Here is a 19,449-nt window from a genome sequence, read left to right as displayed (position 1 = left end):
TCACACGTTTCATGACGCAGGAATTAGGTCCTCTTGCTCGAAAGCTGTCGCTGCCGTATTACGAAGACGCCCTCCCAGCACACGACAGTTTCCATGCCAACCGAGTCCGAAATCTATCGATTCGTTTAGCAGACGAGTGGAGTAGAACCGTCGAGAGAGACGTTCTTTCTGCAGCGACCTGGCTACACGACATTGGTCGTCCACTGGAAAGGTCGGGAGAGATCGAACATCACGACGAGTGGGCCGCAGGAGAAGCGGAGAATCTTCTCGAGACCGAAGAGGTGACAGTTGACCGGATCGATTCCGTCAAACACTGTATCCGAACACACAGCATTCGGTCTAGCTCCCCAGAGCCAGCGACGCCCGAGGCCAAACTACTCTTTGACGCAGACAAGTTGGAAGCTGCTGGAGCACGTGGTATCGTTCGTATGGCCTGTATCGTCGGCGAGAGATCGGGTCGAACAGGCGAAAAATACGCTATCATCGATAACTCATCAGTTTCTGGAATGGCCACATCGGACCTCCCAGATATCACTCTCCTTCGAGATTGGGCAAAGGAGCGTCTGGATACGTTGTACACTTCACCGGGACGTCGTCTTGGAAAGTCCCGATGGAGTTTCATGGAGGATTTCTTCGCACAGTTTAGTAAGGAGATAGGGGTCGAGGGAGAGAGATAACTCGTTTCAGTCGCTCTGTGATGCTCCTGACACGAACCTTCGCAGTGAATCACCGGGAAGCGAGTCCCGCGCACCGAACGAGACGCTCTGTACGGGGAAGGGTCGTCTAGAACGCGGAGACATCGTGATTTTACCGCTATCGCCTTTCTCTTCTGACGACCCTCCGGCCGTTGGGTCGTCAGGACACGATACCGACATAATTCCAGGTGACGACGAGTGCGAGGACGAGCAGGGCAGTGGCAGGCAGGGCCTCCGGAAGAGAGTCGCTAGCTTTGACGTGCGTGGCGATCGCTCCGACCAGTACGACGACGACGAGGATTCCCCCGGCGAGAGCGAAGGTGTCCGTCGTGACGAAGGCCACGAGCAGGCCGAGGGCTCCGAGAAATTCGAGGCTTCCAGTCACGACCCGGAACCACTGTGGATAACCGAACCGTTCGAAATCCTCGACGTGCGTTTCCGTGCCGACGAGTTTCGTTCCCCCTGCCCCGACCATCGCGACGCCGAGCAGTCCCTGGAGGGCAAGGAGTGCTAGTTCTACGCGACTCATCCACAGGCCTCCTCTCGGACGGAGTTGAATTCCTCGACGATCACTCGCTCTGGGGGACTCTGCGTATCTTTGACAACCGCGCAGAGGCCCCTATCGAGGGCTCTTCCTTTACTATGCCGGGGGAAGGAATCCTTGCGGGCTCGCTCGGGGCGACTGCCCTGTTCTGCTACTGTGGGGGTGTAGGACGCTGTTTCGGTATTCGTTCGATCGTCAGTCGATGATTCGTCGCTCATCGCGTGTCACAGTAACCATGTCGTGGCAGTAGGCCTGTCCCCCACATTCGTGGGTGCGTTTATATTGCGTTCTAAGCGTACGCTCGAGGGTAGCTGTCGCTATGCCGACCCTAGAAGTTCCGTCAGAACGTTGTGCTGTGCCCGCTGGAGGTGTTCCCTGACTGTCGAGGGGTCGAGTTCAACCGCGGCGGCAACGTCCTCGGTCGTCGCCTCCCGCGGAACGGCGAAGTAGCCCATGTCGAATGCGGTCGTCAGCACCCCTCGCTGGCGGTCGGTGAGCGAATCGAGGGGGTGGTCCGGACCGGTGTAGTCGGTAATCCTCCGGAGAAACACGTTCATGCCTGCATCCTCGTGTTCGTCGACGCTGCGTGAGATGTCGTTCTGTGTACCGATAAGTGAGACGTCGATGCCATTTGACCCGACCTGGATATCGTCCTGGGAAATCTCCATTTCGTGAGGCGATTGCATGGAGTTCTCGGCAGCTAGGTTTCCGACTTTGCAGAGATATACGATATCTTCGCCCGACGCGTTGAGTTCCTCCCACCATTCGACGACATCCAACTCTGCCAGTCGCTCCTCGCTTATGGACGACGCGACCGTCACGGCCCACAGACAACCGTCGCCCCGGCACTGGAGCTCCACGAGATCGCGAAGACGGGCTTCGCGGCACAGAGAGATGAAATCCCCGAGTCCCAGTGACTCGAGCGCTTCATCCGGGATATGAATCTCTGCTTCACGCATTCTAGTACCGAGAACAGTCGTCGATCGTGAAATGCTTCACGAACGTCAGGTACTGCTCGCGTCGAGATTCCCGGCTGACCGAATCGAGACGAATTATGTGTCTGTCGTTTGCAGGGGCTCGCATGGGAAACGAGGCGAGCGAGGAGGACGATACGTTCCTTTCGCCCGACGACGCGTTCACTGCAATTGGACACGAAACCCGCATTCAAATTCTGGAAACGCTTGCAGCGGCCGACAGGGCCAACAGACCACTGGCGTTCTCGGAACTCCGTGACCGCGTCGGAACTATCGACTCGGCGCAGTTCAACTACCACCTCGACAAACTGGTCGGTCACTTCGTAGAGCGGACCGACGACGGCTACGGGTTCCGTCCAGCGGGAAAGCGCGTGGCCGAGGCTATCCTCTCGGGGGCGGTAACCGACGACCCCGTCTTGGAACTGACACAGATCGACCGGACCTGTCAGTACTGTGGCGCTCGAATCGAGTTGACCTACCGTCAGGAACGGGTTGCTACCTACTGTCCGGAGTGTGCCGGAACGTACGGAAACAGCAATATTCGCGATCGAGTGGAAGCTATACCGGACGAGTACGGCTTTCTCGGCAACCTGGATTTGCCACCTGCGGGGATAACGGACCGCACCCCGACCGAAGTACACGAGGCCGCACAGACGTGGAGCCTCTCCGACCGTCTGATGGCTGCCGGTGGTACGTGTCCTCGATGTTCGGCAACGCTCGAGGAGTGGACAAACGTCTGTGAGGACCACCAGCGTGCCGATGACGGTTGCGACGAATGCGAGAACCGGTACGCAGTCCTGCACTCCGCCAGTTGTACTAACTGTACTTTCGACCAGCGTGTCCCGTTCGGTCTGTCTCTTCTCGACGACACGAAAGTGCAAGCCTTCTTGACCGGTCACGGAATCAATCTCGTATCTCCAGCGTACGACCGGTACTCGTCGGTGATGATGGACTACGAAGAGTCCGTTCTCGATACCGACCCGTTCGAGGCACGATTCACGTTCACCGCCGAAAGCGACGCGATCAGCCTGACCGTCGACGACGAGTTCGACGTAGTCGACGTGTCGAAACACGGTGCCCCTGATACGACTTAGCCAGTACAGTAAGAAGTCCTACAAAAACGTTCTTTCGGGAACGGATTTGTGTCCCTCGCAGGTAACGCCGGTATGGTCTCGCTGGTCCGCCGCTACTACCTCTACCGTGGAACGCTCTCTCCCGGCTTTTACATCCCGGTCTCCGTGATCTACATGGAGGCGCAGGGGCTCGGACTCGCCGACATCGGGTTCGTGCAGGGAGCATTCCTGTTCTCGATGGTCGTCTCGGAGCTTCCGACCGGCTACCTCGCCGACCGACTCGGCCGCCGCACCGCACTTGCGCTCGGTAACGGCATCGTGGTCGCGGTGATGCTCGGGTTCACCGTCGCCGACTCGACGCCGGCGTTCACCGCCGTCTACGCGGTGTGGGCGGTCGGATGGACCTTCCGAACGGGGACGGCTGACGCGTGGCTGTACGAACTACTCGCCGAGCGGGACGCCGAGGACGAGCACGCCCGGATCAGCGGCCGCGCCGACTCGACCCTGAGAGTCGTCTCTGCGATAACGGCGCTTTCCGCCGGCCTTCTGTACACCATCGACCCGGCCATCCCGTTCCTGGCGAATGCGGGACTGGCGGCACTCGGCCTCCCACTGCTGTCGACGCTTCCGAAGACGAGAGGAGTCGGCGACGAGGACGGCGAACGGATGGGCGTCCGAGAGGCCGCCCGCGTGTTGCGCGCGAAGCTCACACAGCCATCGATTCGGTGGATCGTGGTCTACGCCGCGCTGTTCAACCTCGCCTTCTCGGTGACGCGGGTGTTCGAACAGCCCGCTATGCGGGCCGTCGGCGTCCCCATTACCGGGCTGGGGGTTCTCTACGCCGGATTCAAGCTGGTCTCGGCGGTCGCTTCGGGTGCGGCCGGACCGTTGCAGGACCGCCTCGGAACCCGCGGGGTGCTCCTGTTGCTCGTTCCCGTCGTCGGGGTCGCGTACGCGAGTTTCGCCGTCGTCCCGCTGCTGTTGGTCCCTGCGCTGTTCCTCAGACGCGGCATCCAGCGAGTCACCCGCCCGGTCCGCAACGAGTACGTCAACGACCGACTGGAGGACGTGGGTCGTGCGACGGTGCTGTCGGGCGTCTCGATGGCGCTCACGCTCGCGTCCGGCACCGCGAACGTCCTCGCCGGCCGAGTCGCGGCGGTCGTCGGTCCGGTGACGTTCCTCTCGGCGACCGGCGTGGCCGTCGCAACTCTCGGCGGACTCCTCTGGCTCGTGACGCACCCCGTCCGGGAACCCACCGCCGACCCCGCGCCGTCGTAGTGCCCAGCGCACTCGGCGAACCGGCTCGTTCACCTCCGATTCGTCGACGCTCGGAGTACAGGGCAGTCACCACTCGGGGCGAGAGCAGCACGTCAACAACGCTACAATAGTGTCCTTCAGGAAACACTTACACCCCAGTTCGACGAACGAGTCACGTATGCTCATCGCAGGAAGCGACGCCGGGATACATCAGATAGCCGATATAGAAGGGCCCGGGGACACGACCGTACGGAACGTTCTCGACGCCGGTTCCGTCGTGCGAGTTCGGAAGTTCGAAGCGTTCGAGGGGGCGTTCGCGGCCACGGAAACGGGGCTGTATCACTCGCCCGACGGAACCGAGTGGACGAAACTGGCAGTTCCTCGGGAGAAGGTGTACGCAGTCGGCGCGAGCCCCGATGGCAGGCTGTACGCGGGGACGCGCCCCGCGCACGTCTACGTCGCGCAGGCGAGCGGGGAGGACGACTCCCTTCACGAGTTGGAGTGGCAGGAACTCCGCGGATTTCAGGAGCTGCCGTCGCGCGACGAGTGGCGGTTACCCCGCCACGAGAACCTCGCGCAGGTCCGGGACCTCCACGTACATCCCGCGGCACCCGACCGGGTCGTCGCCGGCGTAGAGGTTGGCGGCGTCCACGTCAGCGACGATAGAGGAGAGACGTGGACGGAGCGCCGCGAGGGGGTCGACGACGACGTCCACGAACTTCGGGTGGTCGGCCCGGACGAGTTCGTCGCCGCGACCGGATTCGGACTGTTCCGCACGGCGGACGCCGGACGGTCGTGGACGCCGCTCGACCAGGGACACGAACAGCGGTACTTCCGGTCGGTGTTCCCGGTCGACGGCGAGATTTACGCCGGCGGCGCGCTCGCCCACACGGCGACCTGGGAGGACGACGACGCTGACCCGGCGTTGTTCGTATTCCGTGACGGCGAGACCGTCGAGCAGGTCGAGCATCCGCGCCCCGACGAGACGATCACCGGGATGACCGCCGTCGACGGAGCCGTCGTCGCGGCGACCCACCGCGGAACGGTACTGATGCGACGGCGCGACGGCTGGACCGTCGCCGGCTCGCTCCCCGTTTCCGGCCAGCTCGCGGGGAGCTACACGCCCCTGCTGTGGTTCGACGACTGAACTCCACGAAGACGACGTCCGTTCAGCCCCGTTCTCCCTACCTCCGGCGGAGCCGCAATACCTGTCGATTTCTGGAATCTGGACGGGGCCTCGGTACCGCGTTTCCGCCACCAGCGCATCCGTCGGCTCGCCAATCGAGCCCAAAACCGCCGTCGTCGTACGTACCGGCCACTTTGCATGCGGTCTGGCGAAGTGGAAAAGTACATACATTTATATGAAAGACATTCTAACGTTATCACGCCATGCAATCACTTACCGAACCGGCATGGATGGTACAAGCACGGAACTGCGTCAGGAAACCGTCGACGGGGGGTGAATGACGTGGTGGGAACTCCGTTGTGGCTGCTGGGATTCCCCAGTCCGGTGGTCGAGTTCTTCCTGTTCGGTGTTCTGTTGTTCCTCGTCACGTCGCTCTACCTCGCGGCAAACATGGAACCCTTCGAGGGCATCGAAGGAGAGGACCGGCGTGAACAGCGCGTCGAACCGGGGGCCACCACGGAGGACTGACCGATGAACTGGTTCATCCTCCAGTCCTGGGGACAGGACCTCGGCATACAGTACAGTTCGACGATGGCGATGGTCTTTTTCGTCCTCTTTTCGGTCCTGATGCTCGGAATCGGCTTCGTTGCGAGCCGATACATGCAGTCGGAGGAGGACTACTACGTCGCAGGGCGGAGCGCGGGCATCTTCGTGGTCGCGCTCTCCATCTTCGCCTCGACCCAGAGCGGATGGGGTATCGTGGGCCTGGCGGGAACCGTCTACGCGTTCGGTATGGAGTTCATGATGTTCGCGACGACGGTCATCATCATGTCGTTCGTCATCTCCTACTGGCTTCTCGGTCGGAAGATGCGCGTGCTGGGAACGACCATCGACGCCATCACGGTCCCGGACGCGATGTACCATCGCTTCGAGGACGAACGGGTCCGCCTGCTCGGTGCGACGGCGGTGTTCCTCGGGTCGATGGGCTATCTCGCCGCACAGTACGCCGCACTGGGAATCATCATGTCCGTCATCTTCCCCGTCGGGTTCATCACGGGGCTGGTTATCGGTCTCGCGGTCGTCGGCGTCTACACCGTGGTCGGCGGCATCCTCGCGGCCATCTGGTCCGACGCCATCCAGGGGGCAATCATGGCGCTGTCGGGCGTGCTGACGTTCTTCTTCATCGTCACGTCGAGTCCGGGCGGCGTCGGGCAGATGGTCACCACCGTCCAGTCGGAGTTCCCGTCTTTCTTCAACTTCACGCTACTCGGCGAGGCGGGCATCCCCATCGGCGTGTTGCTCTCCATCCTCATCATCAACCTGACGCACGCGGGACAGCCCCACGCCATCACGAAGTTCTACATGATCAAGCGCGTCTCCCTGCTGAAGTGGGGAGCGTTCATCACGGGAGCGGCGTACCTGATGACGACGCTGTACTGGTGGGCCGGTCCGTACGTCAAAGCGGCCGTGGCCCGCGGCGACGTCGCCAGCCTCCAGAGCCCCGACGCGGTGTTGCCGGTCGCGCTCATCAACTTCGCCCCCGACATCGTCACGGCGTTCGTGCTGACGGGCATCGTCTCCGCCATCATGTCGTCGAGCAACGCCTTCCTCAACGTCGGCGCCTCGGCGATCACGCACGACTACCTGAAGGAGTACCGCGAGGCGGAGATGACCGACGATCAGGAGGTGTTGTACGGTCGTCTGGCGACCGCGGCCATACTGGTAGTCGCGGGCGTCATCGCCGCCACCTTCCCGGGCCTCATCTTCGTCCTCGGCGCAGCGGGGTGGGCTATCTTCGCGACGGTCATCTTCCCCGGCGTCGCCATCGCGTACAACTGGAAGGGTGCCACCACCGAGGGTATCCTCTGGGGTGGTAGCGTCGGCCTTCTGCTGACGCTCGCGCTCGCCTACGGCGGGCAGTACTTCGACGTCTCGCTGCCGATGGGCTTCTTCGGCGGCCAGGTCGCCCAGGTCGTCGGACTCGTCGTGTTCGTCGCCGTCTCGTGGGTCACCTCGTCGGCCGAGTACGACGACCTCGCGCCGTCGGTTCGTGCGGCCCTCGACACGGGTCGACTGAAGGGCGGTCGCCTCCCGGGAACGGTCGCGGCCGACGGCGGTACCGAGGCGGACGACTCCGACCTCCCCGACGACTGGGCGGACCGTATCGACGAGTAACCGACGCATCACTACTATCGTTTCAACCAATGCAAGACGACACGGACTTCGCGATCCTCCAGGACGACGACCCGAACGACTACGAGTTCCAGAAGCTGTTCGAGCCGACGAGTATCGGCGAACTCGACCTCCGCAATCGCCTGATGATGACCGGGCACACGACGAACTACGCCCGGGGCGCAGAGATCACGGACACGCTGATCGACTACTACGTCGAACGCGGCGAGGGCGGCATCGGTCTCATCGTGATGGCCTACCTCGCGAACCACCCGTCGACCGTCTCCGGGAGCGCCATCCACGGCTGGGACGACGACATCGTGCCCGGCCTCCGGCGACTCACCGACGCGGTCCACGAGACGGGTGCGAAGATTATCTGCCAGAACCTCCACTACGGCCGGCAGATCACGAGTCTCGTCTCGGAGCAGCCGGTGCTCTCCTCGAGCGACGTCCCGGGGCCCGTGAACCGCGAGATGCCCAGGCAGATGACTCGCGACGAGATTAGCGAAATCGTCGAGGCGTACGCGAACACGGCCGCTATCGTCCAGCGCGGCGGCTTCGACGGCGTCGAAATCCACTCCGGCTACGGCGGCTACCTCCTCTCGCAGTTCCTGTCGCCCTACGCCAACGAGCGCTCCGACGAGTACGGCGGGTCCCTGGAGAACCGCCTGCGAATCGTCTACGAGACGCTCGACGCGGTCCGCGACGCGGTCGGCGAGGAGTTCGTCGTCGGGTTGCAGGTCAACGCCACCGACGACGCACCCCACGGCATGGGCGTCGAGGAGTACGAGGGGGTCGCTCGCCGCCTGGCGGCCACCGACCAGGTGGACTACCTCGTCGTCAAGGCGGGAACCTACGAGAAACAGGACTACATCGTCCCCGACATGCAGCGCGAACGCGCGCTGCTGGCACCGATGGCCGGGCGCATCCGGAACGCCGTCAGGGAGGAGAACCCGGACGTCACCGTCGCGACGACGGGGCGGATCACCGACCCGAGGACCGCCGACCGCGTACTCCGCGAGGACGCCGCCGACCTCGTCTCGATGACCCGCGGACACATCGCCGACCCCCACGTCGCACGGAAGGCGAAGGAGGGTCGTCTCGACGAACTCATCGAGTGTATGGGCTGCAACCAGGGCTGTATCTCCCGCATCTACGACGGCGCGGCCTGTCGGTGCGTCCTCAACCCCGCGACCGGGTTCGAGGACGAACTGGGCGCTGGAACGCTCGACGTCGCCGACGACGGGAAGGACGTACTGGTCGTCGGTGGGGGTCCAGCCGGCATGAAGGCCGCCGAAGTCGCCTCGCGTGCGGGCCACGACGTCACGCTCTGCGAGCGGGACGACCGCCTCGGCGGACAGGTCCGCTTCGCGACCGAGGTGCCGAAGAAAGACGAGTTCGAGAAGTCGATTCTCTGGCTTCGCGAGGCCCTCGACCGGGAGGACGTGACCGTCCGCACTGGCGTCGAGGTGACGCCGGGATACGTCGAGGACGCGTCTCCTGACGCCGTCGTCCTCGCCACGGGGTCGGCACAGCCGACGTTCCCCCGGGGGTACCACGGCCTCGGCGTCCGCGAGGAGGACGTTCCGGGGTGGGAGGACGCCACGGTCCTCACGAGCGTCGAGGTACTCGCCGACGAGGTCGAGGGTGCCAGATACAGGGACCCGGGCGAACGCGTCCTCGTCGTCGACGACGGGGAGCACCACTGGAAGGGCATCGGCACCGCGAAGTATCTCGCCGAGGAGGGACGAAGCGTTCACTTCGCACAGCCTGGCGGCGACCCCGGCGGCGATCTCACGGGGCCGACGAAGGCGAAACTCCACCGCGACCTGTTCTCGACGGAGAATCCGGTGGAGATTCACACGTTCGCCACGGTCGACGAGGTGCGCTGGCCCGAGGTGGTCCTCGAACGACGCGGGCGGGCGGTCAGACTGGAGAACGTCGACAGCATCGTCCTGGCCGGCTTCCACCGCGCGGTGAACCCCCTCGAGGAACCGCTTCGCGACGCCGTCTCCGAGATGGCGGTCGTCGGCGACGCGATGGCACCCCGTACGATCAAGGAGGCGATTCACGAGGGCGAACGTGCAGCGAGGGACCTCTAGCGCGTACGACGGTTCGCACGGGTCAGTCAGGAAGACCCTGGATTCCGAGAGCGTCGACTGCGATTTCATCTCCTCGACGGGCGGGAAGACGGGAAGCTCGCGGCGATCCGTCAGCGGTTCCCGCTGATCGCCACCTTTTCCGAGGCGTTTCTCCACGTCGTCTTCCAGCACAGGTTCCAGTCCAGCGCCGCGATAGCGCTGGCCCTCGCACCGCAGCAGTTTTCGATGCTCACCGAGTCGCCGACGCCGGCAGGCGTCCAGTGTGCGGTCGTGGACTGCTGACTACCCTCTTTGCCGCGAACTCGTCGTCCGCGAAGCGAGCCGTCTCACTCGCCAGCGTCGAACGCTATCGGCAGCGACTCGACGCCGTAGATGAACGAACTCCGCGTCGGCTCCAGCTCCGCGTCGGCGAGTTCGATGCCGTCGAGACGGTCGAGCAGTTCCGAGAGGGCGACCTTCGCCTCGAGGCGAGCCAGCGGCGCGCCGAGACAGTAGTGGGTGCCGTGGCCGAACCCGAGATGCTGGTTGGGGGACCGGTCCGGGCGGAAGGTGTCCGGGTCGTCGAACCGTCGTTCGTCGCGGTTCGCCGACCCCATCCAGACGACGATGCGGTCGCCGGCCTCGATGGTCTCGCCCCGCAGCGTCACGTCCTCGGTGGCGATGCGCGTCATCGCCTGGACGGGCGAGCGGTAGCGCAGGACCTCCTCGATGGCCGTCGTGAGCGCGCGCTCGTCACCCCGGAGGGCGTCGAAGCAGTCGGCGTCGGCGAAACAGCGGACGGCGTTCGTGACGAGGTTCGTCGTCGTGATGTTACCCGCGATGAGCAGCAGGATGCACATCCCGAGCACCTCCTCCTGGGAGAGGCGACTGCCGTCGTCCAGTTCCGCGGTGACGATGCGGGACATGAGGTCGTCCTGCGGGTTCTCGCGGCGGTCCGCTATCATCTCCAGGAAGTACGTCGCCATCTCCTGCTGGGTCTCCTGCTGGCGCTCCACGAACTCCCGAGCGCCCTCGTCGGCGCTCGAAGCCTCGACGAGCGTGTCGGACCACTCCTTGAACTGGTCGCGCTCGTCCGCGGGGACGCCGAGTAGCTGGGCGATGACGATTACGGGAAGCGGGTACGCGAACTCGTCGACGACGTCCATCCGGTCGGCGCCGCCGGCGACGGCGTCGTCGAGGAGGTCGGTCGCCAGTCCTCGAATCTCCGGTTCGAGGTCGGCGAGGGCGCGCGGCTGGAACGCGTCGTCGACGACGTCGCGGAGTTCGTCGTGCCGGGGCGGGTCCTGGAACAGCATCGTGTCGAAGATGAGTCCCTGTCCCATCCCCTCGGGTTCCTCGAAGTCGTCGGCCTTCCGCGGGTTCGCCGAGAACGTCTCGTCGTCGTCGAGGATGGTCTTGACGTCGTCGTACCGGAACACGTCCCAGGACCGCCGGCCGGGGTCGTACCGCACGGGCGCTTCGTCGCGCATCTCCCGGTACCAGTCGAACGGTTCGAGCCACTCTTCGCGGGTCGTTAGCTCGTCGGGAAACGCCTGCAGTCCCTGCGGGTCAGTGGAGCTCACCCCCGCGACTACGGACTCGACTGACTAAACGGTCAGGACTCGTCGTTCCGCCGTCGGGTCGCTCCCGCCCCCGACTCTCGACGGCTCGGGCCGTGGGTCAGCCGACCGCGTACCGGAGCAACGCCCCGTCGTCGAGCCGGTCGACGCTCTCGAGCGACAGGTCGGGGAACGACTCGCGCTCGACGAACCCGTCGCCGTCGGCCAGCGTCGGCGCGTCCCGCCCGCCGACGACGACGGACCCGACGAACAGTCGGAGTTCGTCCACGAGTCCGGCCTCGAACAGCGAGAAGATGAGTTCGCCGCCGCCCTCGACCATCACCTGCTCTGTCCCCCGGGCTTCGAGCGCCGCGAACGCCTCCTCGAGCGCGACGCGTTCGTCGCCCGCGACGACGACGTCGGCCCCGGCCGATTCGAGGGCGGCCGCGCGCTCGTCGGGCGCTCGCTCGGCGACGAAGACGACGGTCGGCGCGCGGTCGTCCAGCACCGCCGCGTCGGGCGGCGTCCGCGCCCGCGAGTCCGCGACGACCCGGAGCGGGTTCTCTCCCCCGTCCGCGGTGAGCGACGGGTCGTCGGCGAGCACCGTCCCGACGCCGACCGCGATGGCGTCGCTCTCGACCCTGAGGTCGTCCACGCGCGCGAAGTCCTCCGGGCCGCTGATGGCGACCTGTTCGCGTCGCCGCGTCGAGAGCTTCCCGTCCGCGCTCGTCGCGGCGTTGACGACGACATGCATGCGCCGGAGTAGGAAGCGGCCTCGAAAACCGGTTTCGGTGCGCGAGGACCCCTACCTTCTTGCTCGACGCCCGCGTGCCCTCCGTATGCGCACGTTCGCCGAAGACCCGCCGGTAGAGGAGCGACTGGGCGACGCGCTCAGGGAGGCCGACGCCACGCTCGCCACCGCCGAGTCCTGCACGGGCGGTCTCGTCGGTTCGCTGCTGACCGACGTTCCGGGGTCGAGCGACTACTTCGACCGCTCGTTCGTCACCTACTCCTACGAGGCGAAGATGGAGCACGTCGGCGTCGCGCGCGAGACGCTGGACGACCACGGCGCGGTCAGCGAACCGGTCGCGCGCCGGATGGCCCGCGGGGTCCGCGACGTCGCCGGAACGCAGTGGGGCGTCGCGACGACGGGCATCGCGGGACCGACGGGGGGCACCGAGGAGAAACCGGTCGGCACCGTGTTCGTCGGCGTCGCCCACGCCGGCGAGTGGGGCGGCGGCGACACCTGGGCCGACGTCGAGCGCTACGAGTTCGACGGCAGCCGTATCGAGATAAAGGAACAGATAGCCCGTCGGGCGCTCGCCGACCTGCTCGACGCGGTGGAGCGAGCGCCGCCTCGGTCGGCGGACGGCGACGAGTCCGTGAGCTAGCCGGCGAGCAACACGGCGGTGTACGCGCCGGCACCGAGCGCGAACGACCAGACCCGGCTGTCGCGGTCCTCCGGGAGTTCCTCCTTGATGACGTTGAGGACGACGGAGCCGGCGAGGAACGCGAACAGGGTGTTCACGGCGAGTTCCCCCACCGCCGTCGCGCTTCCGAGCGCCCAGCCAGCCACGACGCCGACGGCGAGCATCCAGCGACCGAGGCGGTCGTAGGCCTCGTGGTGGTGGTCCCGGAGGCCGAAGTCGTTGACGACGAAGTGCAGCGCCATGGCCGTGGCGAACAGGAGGAGGCTCTCGACGCCCGGCCGTTCGCGGTGAACCAGGAGGTAGCCGATGAGCGCGTTGTACGCCGTAAAGGAGCCGATGTGGATCCAGAAGACGCCAGCGCCCGTCTTCGTCTTCGTCTTCGCACCGCCGACTTCGCTGTGTTCGTCCGACTCCTGGGACTGGCGCGCGAACTGCTCGACGCCGTAGAAGAACGTGAACCCGAGGAGGGCGACGAGATAGACGTGGTGTTCCAGGGACCCGAAGGCCCGGTTCCCGACCCGCTGGAGTACCGCGCCGCGGTGGTGGAGTTCGGGGAGGATGTGGACGAAGACGTAGGCGACCGACGCGCCGCCGGCCATCGAGAGCCAGACGCTACGGGGGACGCCGCTCAGCCCCCGGAGGCGACCCGCGAAGACGTGAATGCCGGCGAGCGCGACCGCGAGCGTTCCCGCGAGGACGGTCATGGCCGACCTTCGAGCGGCGAGCCGAAAATCGCTGATGGCTCGCGCCCGGGACACGCGGTCGTCGCGCCGTCGTGGGTCGTCGACTGGTTCCAGTTCGACGGGTTTAAGTTCGACATCGGACAATCTCCGGTGAGACAGGCATCGCCTGTTTCACTGACCCGTAGGAGCATTCCTGCGTACTACGGAGGTGAACGATGGCAGATAATGAGATAGAGGAAGCAGTCTCTCGCGCACTCGAGGACTCACCGGAGCGGAACTTCCGTGAGACGGTGGACCTCGCGATAAACCTGCGCGACCTTGATTTGAACGACCCGTCGAACCGGGTCGACGAAAGTATCGTACTCCCGTCTGGCACCGGCCAGGACACCAAGATCGTCGTGTTCGCGGAGGGCGAAACCGCCCTGCGTGCAGAGGACGTCGCGGACGAGGTCCTCGACGGCGACGACCTGGAGGACCTGGGCGACGACGACGACGCGGCCAAGGACCTCGCCGGCGAAACCGACTTCTTCATCGCCGAAGCGTCGATGATGCAAGACATCGGTCGGTATCTCGGTACCGTCCTCGGTCCGCGCGGGAAGATGCCCGAACCGCTCCAGCCGGACGACGACGTCGTCGAGGTCGTCAACCGGATGAAGAACACGGTCCAGCTCCGGAGTGGCGACCGTCGGACGTTCCACACGCGCGTCGGCGCGGAGGACATGACGGCCGACGACATCGCCAGCAACATCGACGTCATCCTCCGGCGACTTCACACGGACCTGGAGAAGGGCCCGCTCAACGTCGACTCGGTGTACGTGAAGACGACGATGGGCCCGTCGGTGGAGGTGGCCTGACATGTCCGCAGAAGCAGAGCGCAAGACCGAGAACCTCCCCGAGTGGAAAGAGGAGGAGGTCGGCGAGCTGACCGACTTCATCGACAAGTACGAGAGCGTCGGCGTCGTCAGCATCGCCGGCATCCCGAGCCGGCAGCTCCAGACGATGCGGCGCAACCTGCACGGGAACGCGGAACTCCGCGTCAGCCGGAACACGCTGCTGCACCGCGCGCTGGAAGCGGTCGACGCCGGCTTCGAGGAGCTGACCGACTACATCGAGGGTCAGGTCGGCCTCATCGGCACGAACGACAACCCGTTCGGACTGTTCAAGGAACTGGAGGCCTCGAAGAGCCCGGCCCCGATTTCGGCCGGCGAGGTCGCCCCGAACGACATCGTCATCCCCGAGGGCGACACCGGCGTCGACCCGGGTCCGTTCGTCGGCGAACTCCAGCAGGTCGGTGCCGCCGCGCGTATCCAGGACGGCTCCATCCACGTCACCGACGACAGCGTCGTCGCCGAGGAGGGCGAGGAGGTCTCCGCCGACCTCGCCAACGTGCTCGGCGAACTCGGCATGGAGCCCAAGGAGGTCGGTCTCGACCTCCGCGCCGTCTTCGCCGACGGCGTGATGTTCGAGCCCGACGAGCTCGAACTGGACGTCGAGGAGTACCGCACCGACGTCGAGACGGCCGTGGCACGTGCCCGGAACCTCTCGGTCAACGCGGTGTTCCCGACCGACCGGACCGCGACCACGCTGCTCTCGAAGGCGACCGGCGAGGCCAAGAGCCTCGGTCTCCAGGCCGCCGTCGAGAGCCCGGACCTCGCGGACGACCTCGTGAGCAAGGCCGACGCGCAGGTGCGCGCCCTCGCGGCCCAGATCGACGACGAGGACGCGCTCCCGGAGGAGCTTCGTGACGTCGAAGCTCCGGTGGCCGGCGGCGCGACCGAGGAAGACGCCGACGACGAATCGAGCGACGAAGAAGACACCGAAGCCGAGCCCGAAGACGCCGACGAAGACGAGGACGATGACGACGACAGCGCCGGCGAGGGTCTCGGAGAGATGTTCGGATAACGGAGGATTACAACAATGGAATACGTTTACGCTGCACTCATCCTGAACGAATCGGGCGAAGAGATCAACGAAGACAACCTGACGGACGTGCTCGACGCTGCGGGCGTCGACGTCGAGGAATCCCGCGTCAAGGCGCTCGTCGCCGCGCTGGAGGACGTCGACATCGAAGAGGCCGTCGAGCAGGCCGCTGCAGTCCCCGCCGGCGGTGCCGGCGGTGCTGCCGGTGCCGCAGAGGGCGGCGCCGAGGAAGGCGGCGAAGAGGAAGCGGCCGAAGAGGAGGAGGCCGCCGAAGAAGAGGAAGCCGGCGACGACGACGAAGAAGACGACGCCAGCGGCGAAGGCCTCGGCGAACTCTTCGGCTAAGTCGGTCCAACAGTTCCGTTCTTTCTTTCGCTGACGACCGCCCAGTCGCTACTGCGAGCGCCGGGTGACCAGTCGAGCGGCGACCGCCAGAGCGTCGAACGGTCGAGAAACGTCGCTGACGAGGAGCGGGCGAGCGCGTCTCGGTCGCCGCTATCGACAGGGCGAGCGCGTCTCGGTCGCCGCTATCGACAGGGCGAGTGGCGTCTCAGGGGCGTTTCTCCGCGATTTCCCGAATCGACCGGGAGAGCAGGTTCACGGCGATGGGGAGCGTGTCCTCGTCCACGTCGAACGTCGCGGTGTGATGGCCGCCCGGGTGGTCGGTGCCGACGCCGACGTAGGCGGCCAGGCCGCCGTTGCGCTGGACTTCCCGCATCAGGAAGGTCGCGTCCTCGCTGCCGCCGAGTTCGTCGCGCCGGAGCGGTTCGTCGACGCCCCGCGTTTCGGTGGCGACGTCGTGGACGACGGCGACGAGTTCCTCGTCGCTCTCGGCGCTCGGGGCCTCGCCCTCGGTCGACCGCTCGACCTCGCAACCGTGCATCGACGCTGCGCTGTCTACGACCTCGCCGGCGCGCTCTTTCATGTAATCTTTCAGCTCGGTCGTCTCGCCGCGCACCTCGCCCTCGACGAACGCCTCCTCGGGGATGATGTTCGTCGCGGTGCCGCCGCCGACCTTGCCGGCGTTGACGCGGGTCGCGCCGTCCTCGTGACGGGCGATGCCGTAGAGGTTCTCGACCGCGGTCGCCATCGCGTGGACCGCGTTGTCTCCCGCGTTCGGCTTCCCGCCGGCGTGGGAGGGCGACCCGGAGAACTCCGCGCGGAAGTGGCTCACGGCGAGGAAGCCGTCGATGCCCGCGACCACCTCGCCCGTGGGGTGGTCGAGACCGACGTGGAGCGCGAGCAGGTAGTCCACGTCGTCCAGGTGGCCGCTCTTCGCCATCGGTTTGCCGCCGGCTATCATCTCCTCGCCGGGCTGGAAGAGGACCTTCAAGGTCCCCTCGAAGTCGCTGTCCGCGACGGCTTCGAGGACGCCGAGGCCGACGGTCGCGTGGGCGTCGTGACCGCAGGCGTGCATCGCGTCGGTCTCCGAACGGAACCCCTCGGCGGCGGGAACGTGGTCCTCGTCGGTCGACTCCTCTCGCAGCAGCCCGTCGATGTCGACGCGCAGTGCGACCGTCGGTCCCTCGCCGCGGTCGAGCACCGCCATCGCGCCGGTGTAGCCGCCGTCCAGTCGCTCGAGGACGTCCTCGCGCGCGCCCGCTTCGCGGGCCTGCTCGTACCAGCGGTCGAGTTCGTCGTCGTCGGGGACCGCCATGCGCTCCCCGTCGGCGAGCACCTCCGGGCCGACGTACAGTCCGTCGACGCCGATGGTTTCGAGTTCGTCGACGATGCGGCAGGTGGTCCAGAACTCGCGCCACGCCGGCTCCGGGTGGCGGTGGAACGCCCGTCGTAGTTCGACCAGTCGGTCGCGGTGAGTCTGCTGGCTCATGGCCGGGGAGACGGAGCGACCCGTCTTAAGTGCTCGAGAACCGGCGATGCCGAGACAGGCCGGGGCTCGGTCCTCGACCGACGGACGTCTCGTCTCAGAACGTCCAAGGCTCACGTGCGTCGTCGCCGGAAATGGCAGCTCGGCCGAACTTATACCTAGGCATCAATTTAGATAAACGATGATTTATATTCCTCCCACACACATGCCAATCCATGCCAGAGGTGACCTAAATGAGTTCGTCAGGGGACGAACACGACGAGGTATCTGAGGAACTGGCCGAAGCGGAGCGTGCTCGTAGCGAGAGCCACATCCAATTCCACGGCGGCAAGTGGATGAGCACGATACCGATCCTGTTCTTCATCGTCTGGGCGATCGTCCAGAGCGCGCTGCTTCGAATCAGCGACACGACCGGGCTCGCCATCGGCATGCTCGTCGCGCTCGTCGTGGGGATGTTCTTCGCGAAGGGCGACTGGAAGCGGTACGCCAACACCATCTTCGAAGGGATGACACAGCGCGTCGCCGCGACGGCCATCGTCGCCTGGCTGTGGGCCGGCATGTTCGCGCAGGTGCTCCAGGACGGCGGGTTCGTCACCGGACTCGTCTGGGCCGCGGACGCGCTGAGCGTGGGTGCGGCGCTGTTCCCCGCCGCCACGTTCATCCTCGCGGCGCTGCTGGCGACCGGCATCGGTACCGGGTACGGGACGACGGTCGCGTTCGCCGGTCTGTTCTTCCCGGCGGGCGTGCTCATCGGCGCGAGCCCCGTACTGATGTTCGGGTCCATCCTCTCGGGCGCGGTGTTCGGGGACAACCTCGCACCGGTCAGCGACACGACCATCGTCAGCGCGGTCACGCAGGACTCGGACATCGGCGGCGTCGTCTCCTCCCGGTTCAAGTACGCCATCGTCGCGGCAGTGCTCGCGTTCGCCGGCTACATCCTCGCCGGGTCGTCGATGAGTGGCAATCCGGTTTCGAGCCAGAACGTCCTGCAGGGCGACCCGCTCGGACTGGTCCACCTCGTATCGATGGGTATCGTCATCGCGACGGCGATACGAGGCCGTCACATCGTCGAGGCCATCTCGTGGGGGTTGATAGCGGCCATGGTGTTCAACCTCGTCTTCGGTCTCGCCTCGGTGGGAACGATGCTGTTGTTCAAGGCACCGCCGGACGCGCCGCTGTCCGGACTCTCGTTCCTGCCGTTCGTCGAGATCGTCCAGAACGCCGACCAGGTCGGCGTCTCCGGGAGCCTCTACACCGGTGCGTCGGGCTTCTTCCCGCTCATCGTGCTCACGCTGCTCATCGTCTCGGGTGCCCGCATCATGATTCGCGGCGGCGGATTCGAGGCCATCCAGGAGTTCCTGCTGTCCAAGGTCGCGACGTCCGTCCGGCGCGCCGAGACGACGATGGTGTTCGGTACGGCGATGGTCAACGCGATGATTACGATCAACACCGCGGCCGAGATCGCCATCGCGCCGTACATCTCCCGCATCGGCAAGCGTTTCAACGTCAACGGCTACCGTCGGGCGAACATCCTCGACGCCAACACCTCCGCGATGGGCTACATCTTCCCGTGGGGCGGCGGCGTCCTCGTCGGGTACGCCCAGATCGAACAGATGCCCCAGCAGTTCGACTGGTTCACGCCGGAGATGGTCGTCAGTCCGGTTCAGGTGTGGCCATTCGTCTTCCACGGCTGGTTCCTGTTCGGCGTGTTCGTCGTCGCCGCGCTGACCGGGTTCGGACTGGAGTACACCTCCGACCGCCGCTCCGAGGAGGTGGCTCGCGTATGATGGAGCAGTTCCTCAAGGGAGTCGGATTCCGAACCAACCGCCCCGTGTTCGAACCGGGGGAGGAGATAGAGGTGTACGTCACCGGGTACGAGGGCGACGCCGCCGTCGCTCGCGTCGGCGACACTGTCCTCCGGATACCGGATGCACCGCGGGACGCGCTCGACAAGCGAGTTCGCCTGCGGGTCGAGGAGTTCGACGACAACGACCACGACGGTCAGGCGTCGTTGCTCGAAGTCGTCGGCGACCAGACGTTCTGACGGCGTCGGCCCCTCGACTCGCCCCCGCGAGTCGTGCAGGTAGGAATGCGATAACCGAATTCA

19 protein-coding genes are annotated in these 19,449 nt (G+C 65.6%); 13 read left to right on the top strand and 6 right to left on the bottom strand.

Going from position 1 to position 19,449, the window contains the following annotated elements; all coding sequences use genetic code 11:
* The first annotated feature begins 11 nt into the window (after positions 1–11).
* Positions 12–677: an HD domain-containing protein gene (locus tag ACTF4R_RS14730; RefSeq protein WP_440008643.1), complete on the top strand. Its 666-nt coding sequence runs from the start codon at positions 12–14 to the stop codon at positions 675–677.
* 178 nt (positions 678–855) lie between these two features.
* Here the strand turns inward: ACTF4R_RS14730 and ACTF4R_RS14725 are convergent, their stop codons facing one another.
* Both ACTF4R_RS14725 and ACTF4R_RS14720 read right to left on the bottom strand, forming a co-directional pair.
* Positions 856–1,224 (bottom strand): DoxX family protein, encoded by a 369-nt coding sequence (locus ACTF4R_RS14725; RefSeq protein ID WP_440008641.1) that lies wholly within the window; start codon positions 1,222–1,224, stop codon positions 856–858.
* A gap of 332 nt (positions 1,225–1,556) precedes the next feature.
* Complete coding sequence (locus tag ACTF4R_RS14720; RefSeq protein ID WP_440008640.1) at positions 1,557–2,198, bottom strand: helix-turn-helix domain-containing protein; 642 nt, start codon at positions 2,196–2,198, stop codon at positions 1,557–1,559.
* 122 nt (positions 2,199–2,320) lie between these two features.
* On the opposite strand from ACTF4R_RS14720, the gene ACTF4R_RS14715 reads away from it, so the two are divergent.
* The 6 genes from ACTF4R_RS14715 (at position 2,321) to ACTF4R_RS14690 (ending at position 9,943) form a co-directional block, all read left to right on the top strand.
* Positions 2,321–3,307, top strand: a complete 987-nt coding sequence (locus ACTF4R_RS14715) for an ArsR/SmtB family transcription factor (RefSeq protein WP_440008638.1) — start codon at positions 2,321–2,323, stop codon at positions 3,305–3,307.
* A 72-nt stretch (positions 3,308–3,379) separates the two neighbouring features.
* Positions 3,380–4,564 carry an MFS transporter gene (locus ACTF4R_RS14710; protein WP_440008636.1) on the top strand — a complete coding sequence of 395 codons (1,185 nt, stop codon included), beginning with the start codon at positions 3,380–3,382 and terminating at the stop codon, positions 4,562–4,564.
* Positions 4,565–4,721: 157 nt separating this feature from the next.
* Complete coding sequence (locus ACTF4R_RS14705) at positions 4,722–5,690, top strand: WD40/YVTN/BNR-like repeat-containing protein (protein ID WP_440008634.1); 969 nt, start codon at positions 4,722–4,724, stop codon at positions 5,688–5,690.
* A 324-nt stretch (positions 5,691–6,014) separates the two neighbouring features.
* Positions 6,015–6,197: a hypothetical protein gene (locus ACTF4R_RS14700; RefSeq protein ID WP_440008633.1), complete on the top strand. Its 183-nt coding sequence runs from the start codon at positions 6,015–6,017 to the stop codon at positions 6,195–6,197.
* Between the two features lie 3 nt (positions 6,198–6,200).
* Positions 6,201–7,844 (top strand): sodium:solute symporter family transporter, encoded by a 1,644-nt coding sequence (locus ACTF4R_RS14695; RefSeq protein ID WP_440008632.1) that lies wholly within the window; start codon positions 6,201–6,203, stop codon positions 7,842–7,844.
* A 29-nt stretch (positions 7,845–7,873) separates the two neighbouring features.
* The gene (locus ACTF4R_RS14690) at positions 7,874–9,943 is read left to right on the top strand and encodes an oxidoreductase (protein WP_440008631.1); all 2,070 of its coding nucleotides are present in this window, start codon (positions 7,874–7,876) and stop codon (positions 9,941–9,943) included.
* A 326-nt stretch (positions 9,944–10,269) separates the two neighbouring features.
* On the opposite strand, the gene ACTF4R_RS14685 is transcribed toward ACTF4R_RS14690, so the two are convergent.
* Positions 10,270–11,505 (bottom strand): cytochrome P450, encoded by a 1,236-nt coding sequence (locus ACTF4R_RS14685; RefSeq protein WP_440008630.1) that lies wholly within the window; start codon positions 11,503–11,505, stop codon positions 10,270–10,272.
* Between the two features lie 97 nt (positions 11,506–11,602).
* Positions 11,603–12,235, bottom strand: coding sequence for a 2,5-diamino-6-(ribosylamino)-4(3H)-pyrimidinone 5'-phosphate reductase (locus ACTF4R_RS14680; RefSeq protein WP_440008629.1), 633 nt, complete (start codon positions 12,233–12,235; stop codon positions 11,603–11,605).
* 85 nt (positions 12,236–12,320) lie between these two features.
* On the opposite strand from ACTF4R_RS14680, the gene ACTF4R_RS14675 reads away from it, so the two are divergent.
* The gene (locus ACTF4R_RS14675) at positions 12,321–12,872 is read left to right on the top strand and encodes a CinA family protein (protein WP_440008628.1); all 552 of its coding nucleotides are present in this window, start codon (positions 12,321–12,323) and stop codon (positions 12,870–12,872) included.
* Here the strand turns inward: ACTF4R_RS14675 and ACTF4R_RS14670 are convergent.
* Entirely contained in the window at positions 12,869–13,615 is a 747-nt protein-coding gene (locus tag ACTF4R_RS14670) for a hypothetical protein (protein ID WP_440008627.1), read from the bottom strand. The genes ACTF4R_RS14675 and ACTF4R_RS14670 overlap by 4 nt on opposite strands.
* A gap of 194 nt (positions 13,616–13,809) precedes the next feature.
* Here ACTF4R_RS14670 and ACTF4R_RS14665 point away from each other — a divergent pair, with 194 nt between their 5' ends.
* From ACTF4R_RS14665 to rpl12p, 3 genes are read left to right on the top strand one after another with little or no spacing between them, the layout of a single operon-like run.
* On the top strand, positions 13,810–14,448 hold the full coding sequence (locus tag ACTF4R_RS14665) for a 50S ribosomal protein L1 (RefSeq protein ID WP_113277329.1): 639 nt from the start codon (positions 13,810–13,812) through the stop codon (positions 14,446–14,448).
* A gap of 1 nt (position 14,449) precedes the next feature.
* Entirely contained in the window at positions 14,450–15,496 is a 1,047-nt protein-coding gene (locus ACTF4R_RS14660) for a 50S ribosomal protein L10 (protein WP_433628491.1), read from the top strand.
* Positions 15,497–15,511: 15 nt separating this feature from the next.
* Positions 15,512–15,859 (top strand): 50S ribosomal protein P1, encoded by a 348-nt coding sequence (gene rpl12p / locus ACTF4R_RS14655; RefSeq protein WP_433628494.1) that lies wholly within the window; start codon positions 15,512–15,514, stop codon positions 15,857–15,859.
* A gap of 205 nt (positions 15,860–16,064) precedes the next feature.
* Here the strand turns inward: rpl12p and ACTF4R_RS14650 are convergent, their stop codons facing one another.
* A complete protein-coding gene (locus ACTF4R_RS14650; protein WP_440008624.1) occupies positions 16,065–17,345 on the bottom strand; it encodes an amidohydrolase in 1,281 nt (426 codons plus the stop codon).
* A 230-nt stretch (positions 17,346–17,575) separates the two neighbouring features.
* On the opposite strand from ACTF4R_RS14650, the gene ACTF4R_RS14645 reads away from it, so the two are divergent.
* Both ACTF4R_RS14645 and ACTF4R_RS14640 read left to right on the top strand, forming a co-directional pair.
* Positions 17,576–19,129, top strand: a complete 1,554-nt coding sequence (locus tag ACTF4R_RS14645; RefSeq protein ID WP_440008623.1) for a Na+/H+ antiporter NhaC family protein — start codon at positions 17,576–17,578, stop codon at positions 19,127–19,129.
* Complete coding sequence (locus ACTF4R_RS14640; protein WP_440008622.1) at positions 19,126–19,386, top strand: DUF7513 family protein; 261 nt, start codon at positions 19,126–19,128, stop codon at positions 19,384–19,386. The genes ACTF4R_RS14645 and ACTF4R_RS14640 overlap by 4 nt, the downstream gene beginning before the upstream one ends.
* Positions 19,387–19,449: the final 63 nt, after the last annotated feature.

This window comes from Halomicrococcus pelagicus, assembly GCF_051917725.1.
Classification (GTDB): Archaea; Halobacteriota; Halobacteria; order Halobacteriales; family Haladaptataceae; genus Halomicrococcus.
The sequence above is the reverse complement of the archived record's forward strand: the minus strand, read 5'-3'. Positions and strand labels throughout refer to the sequence as shown.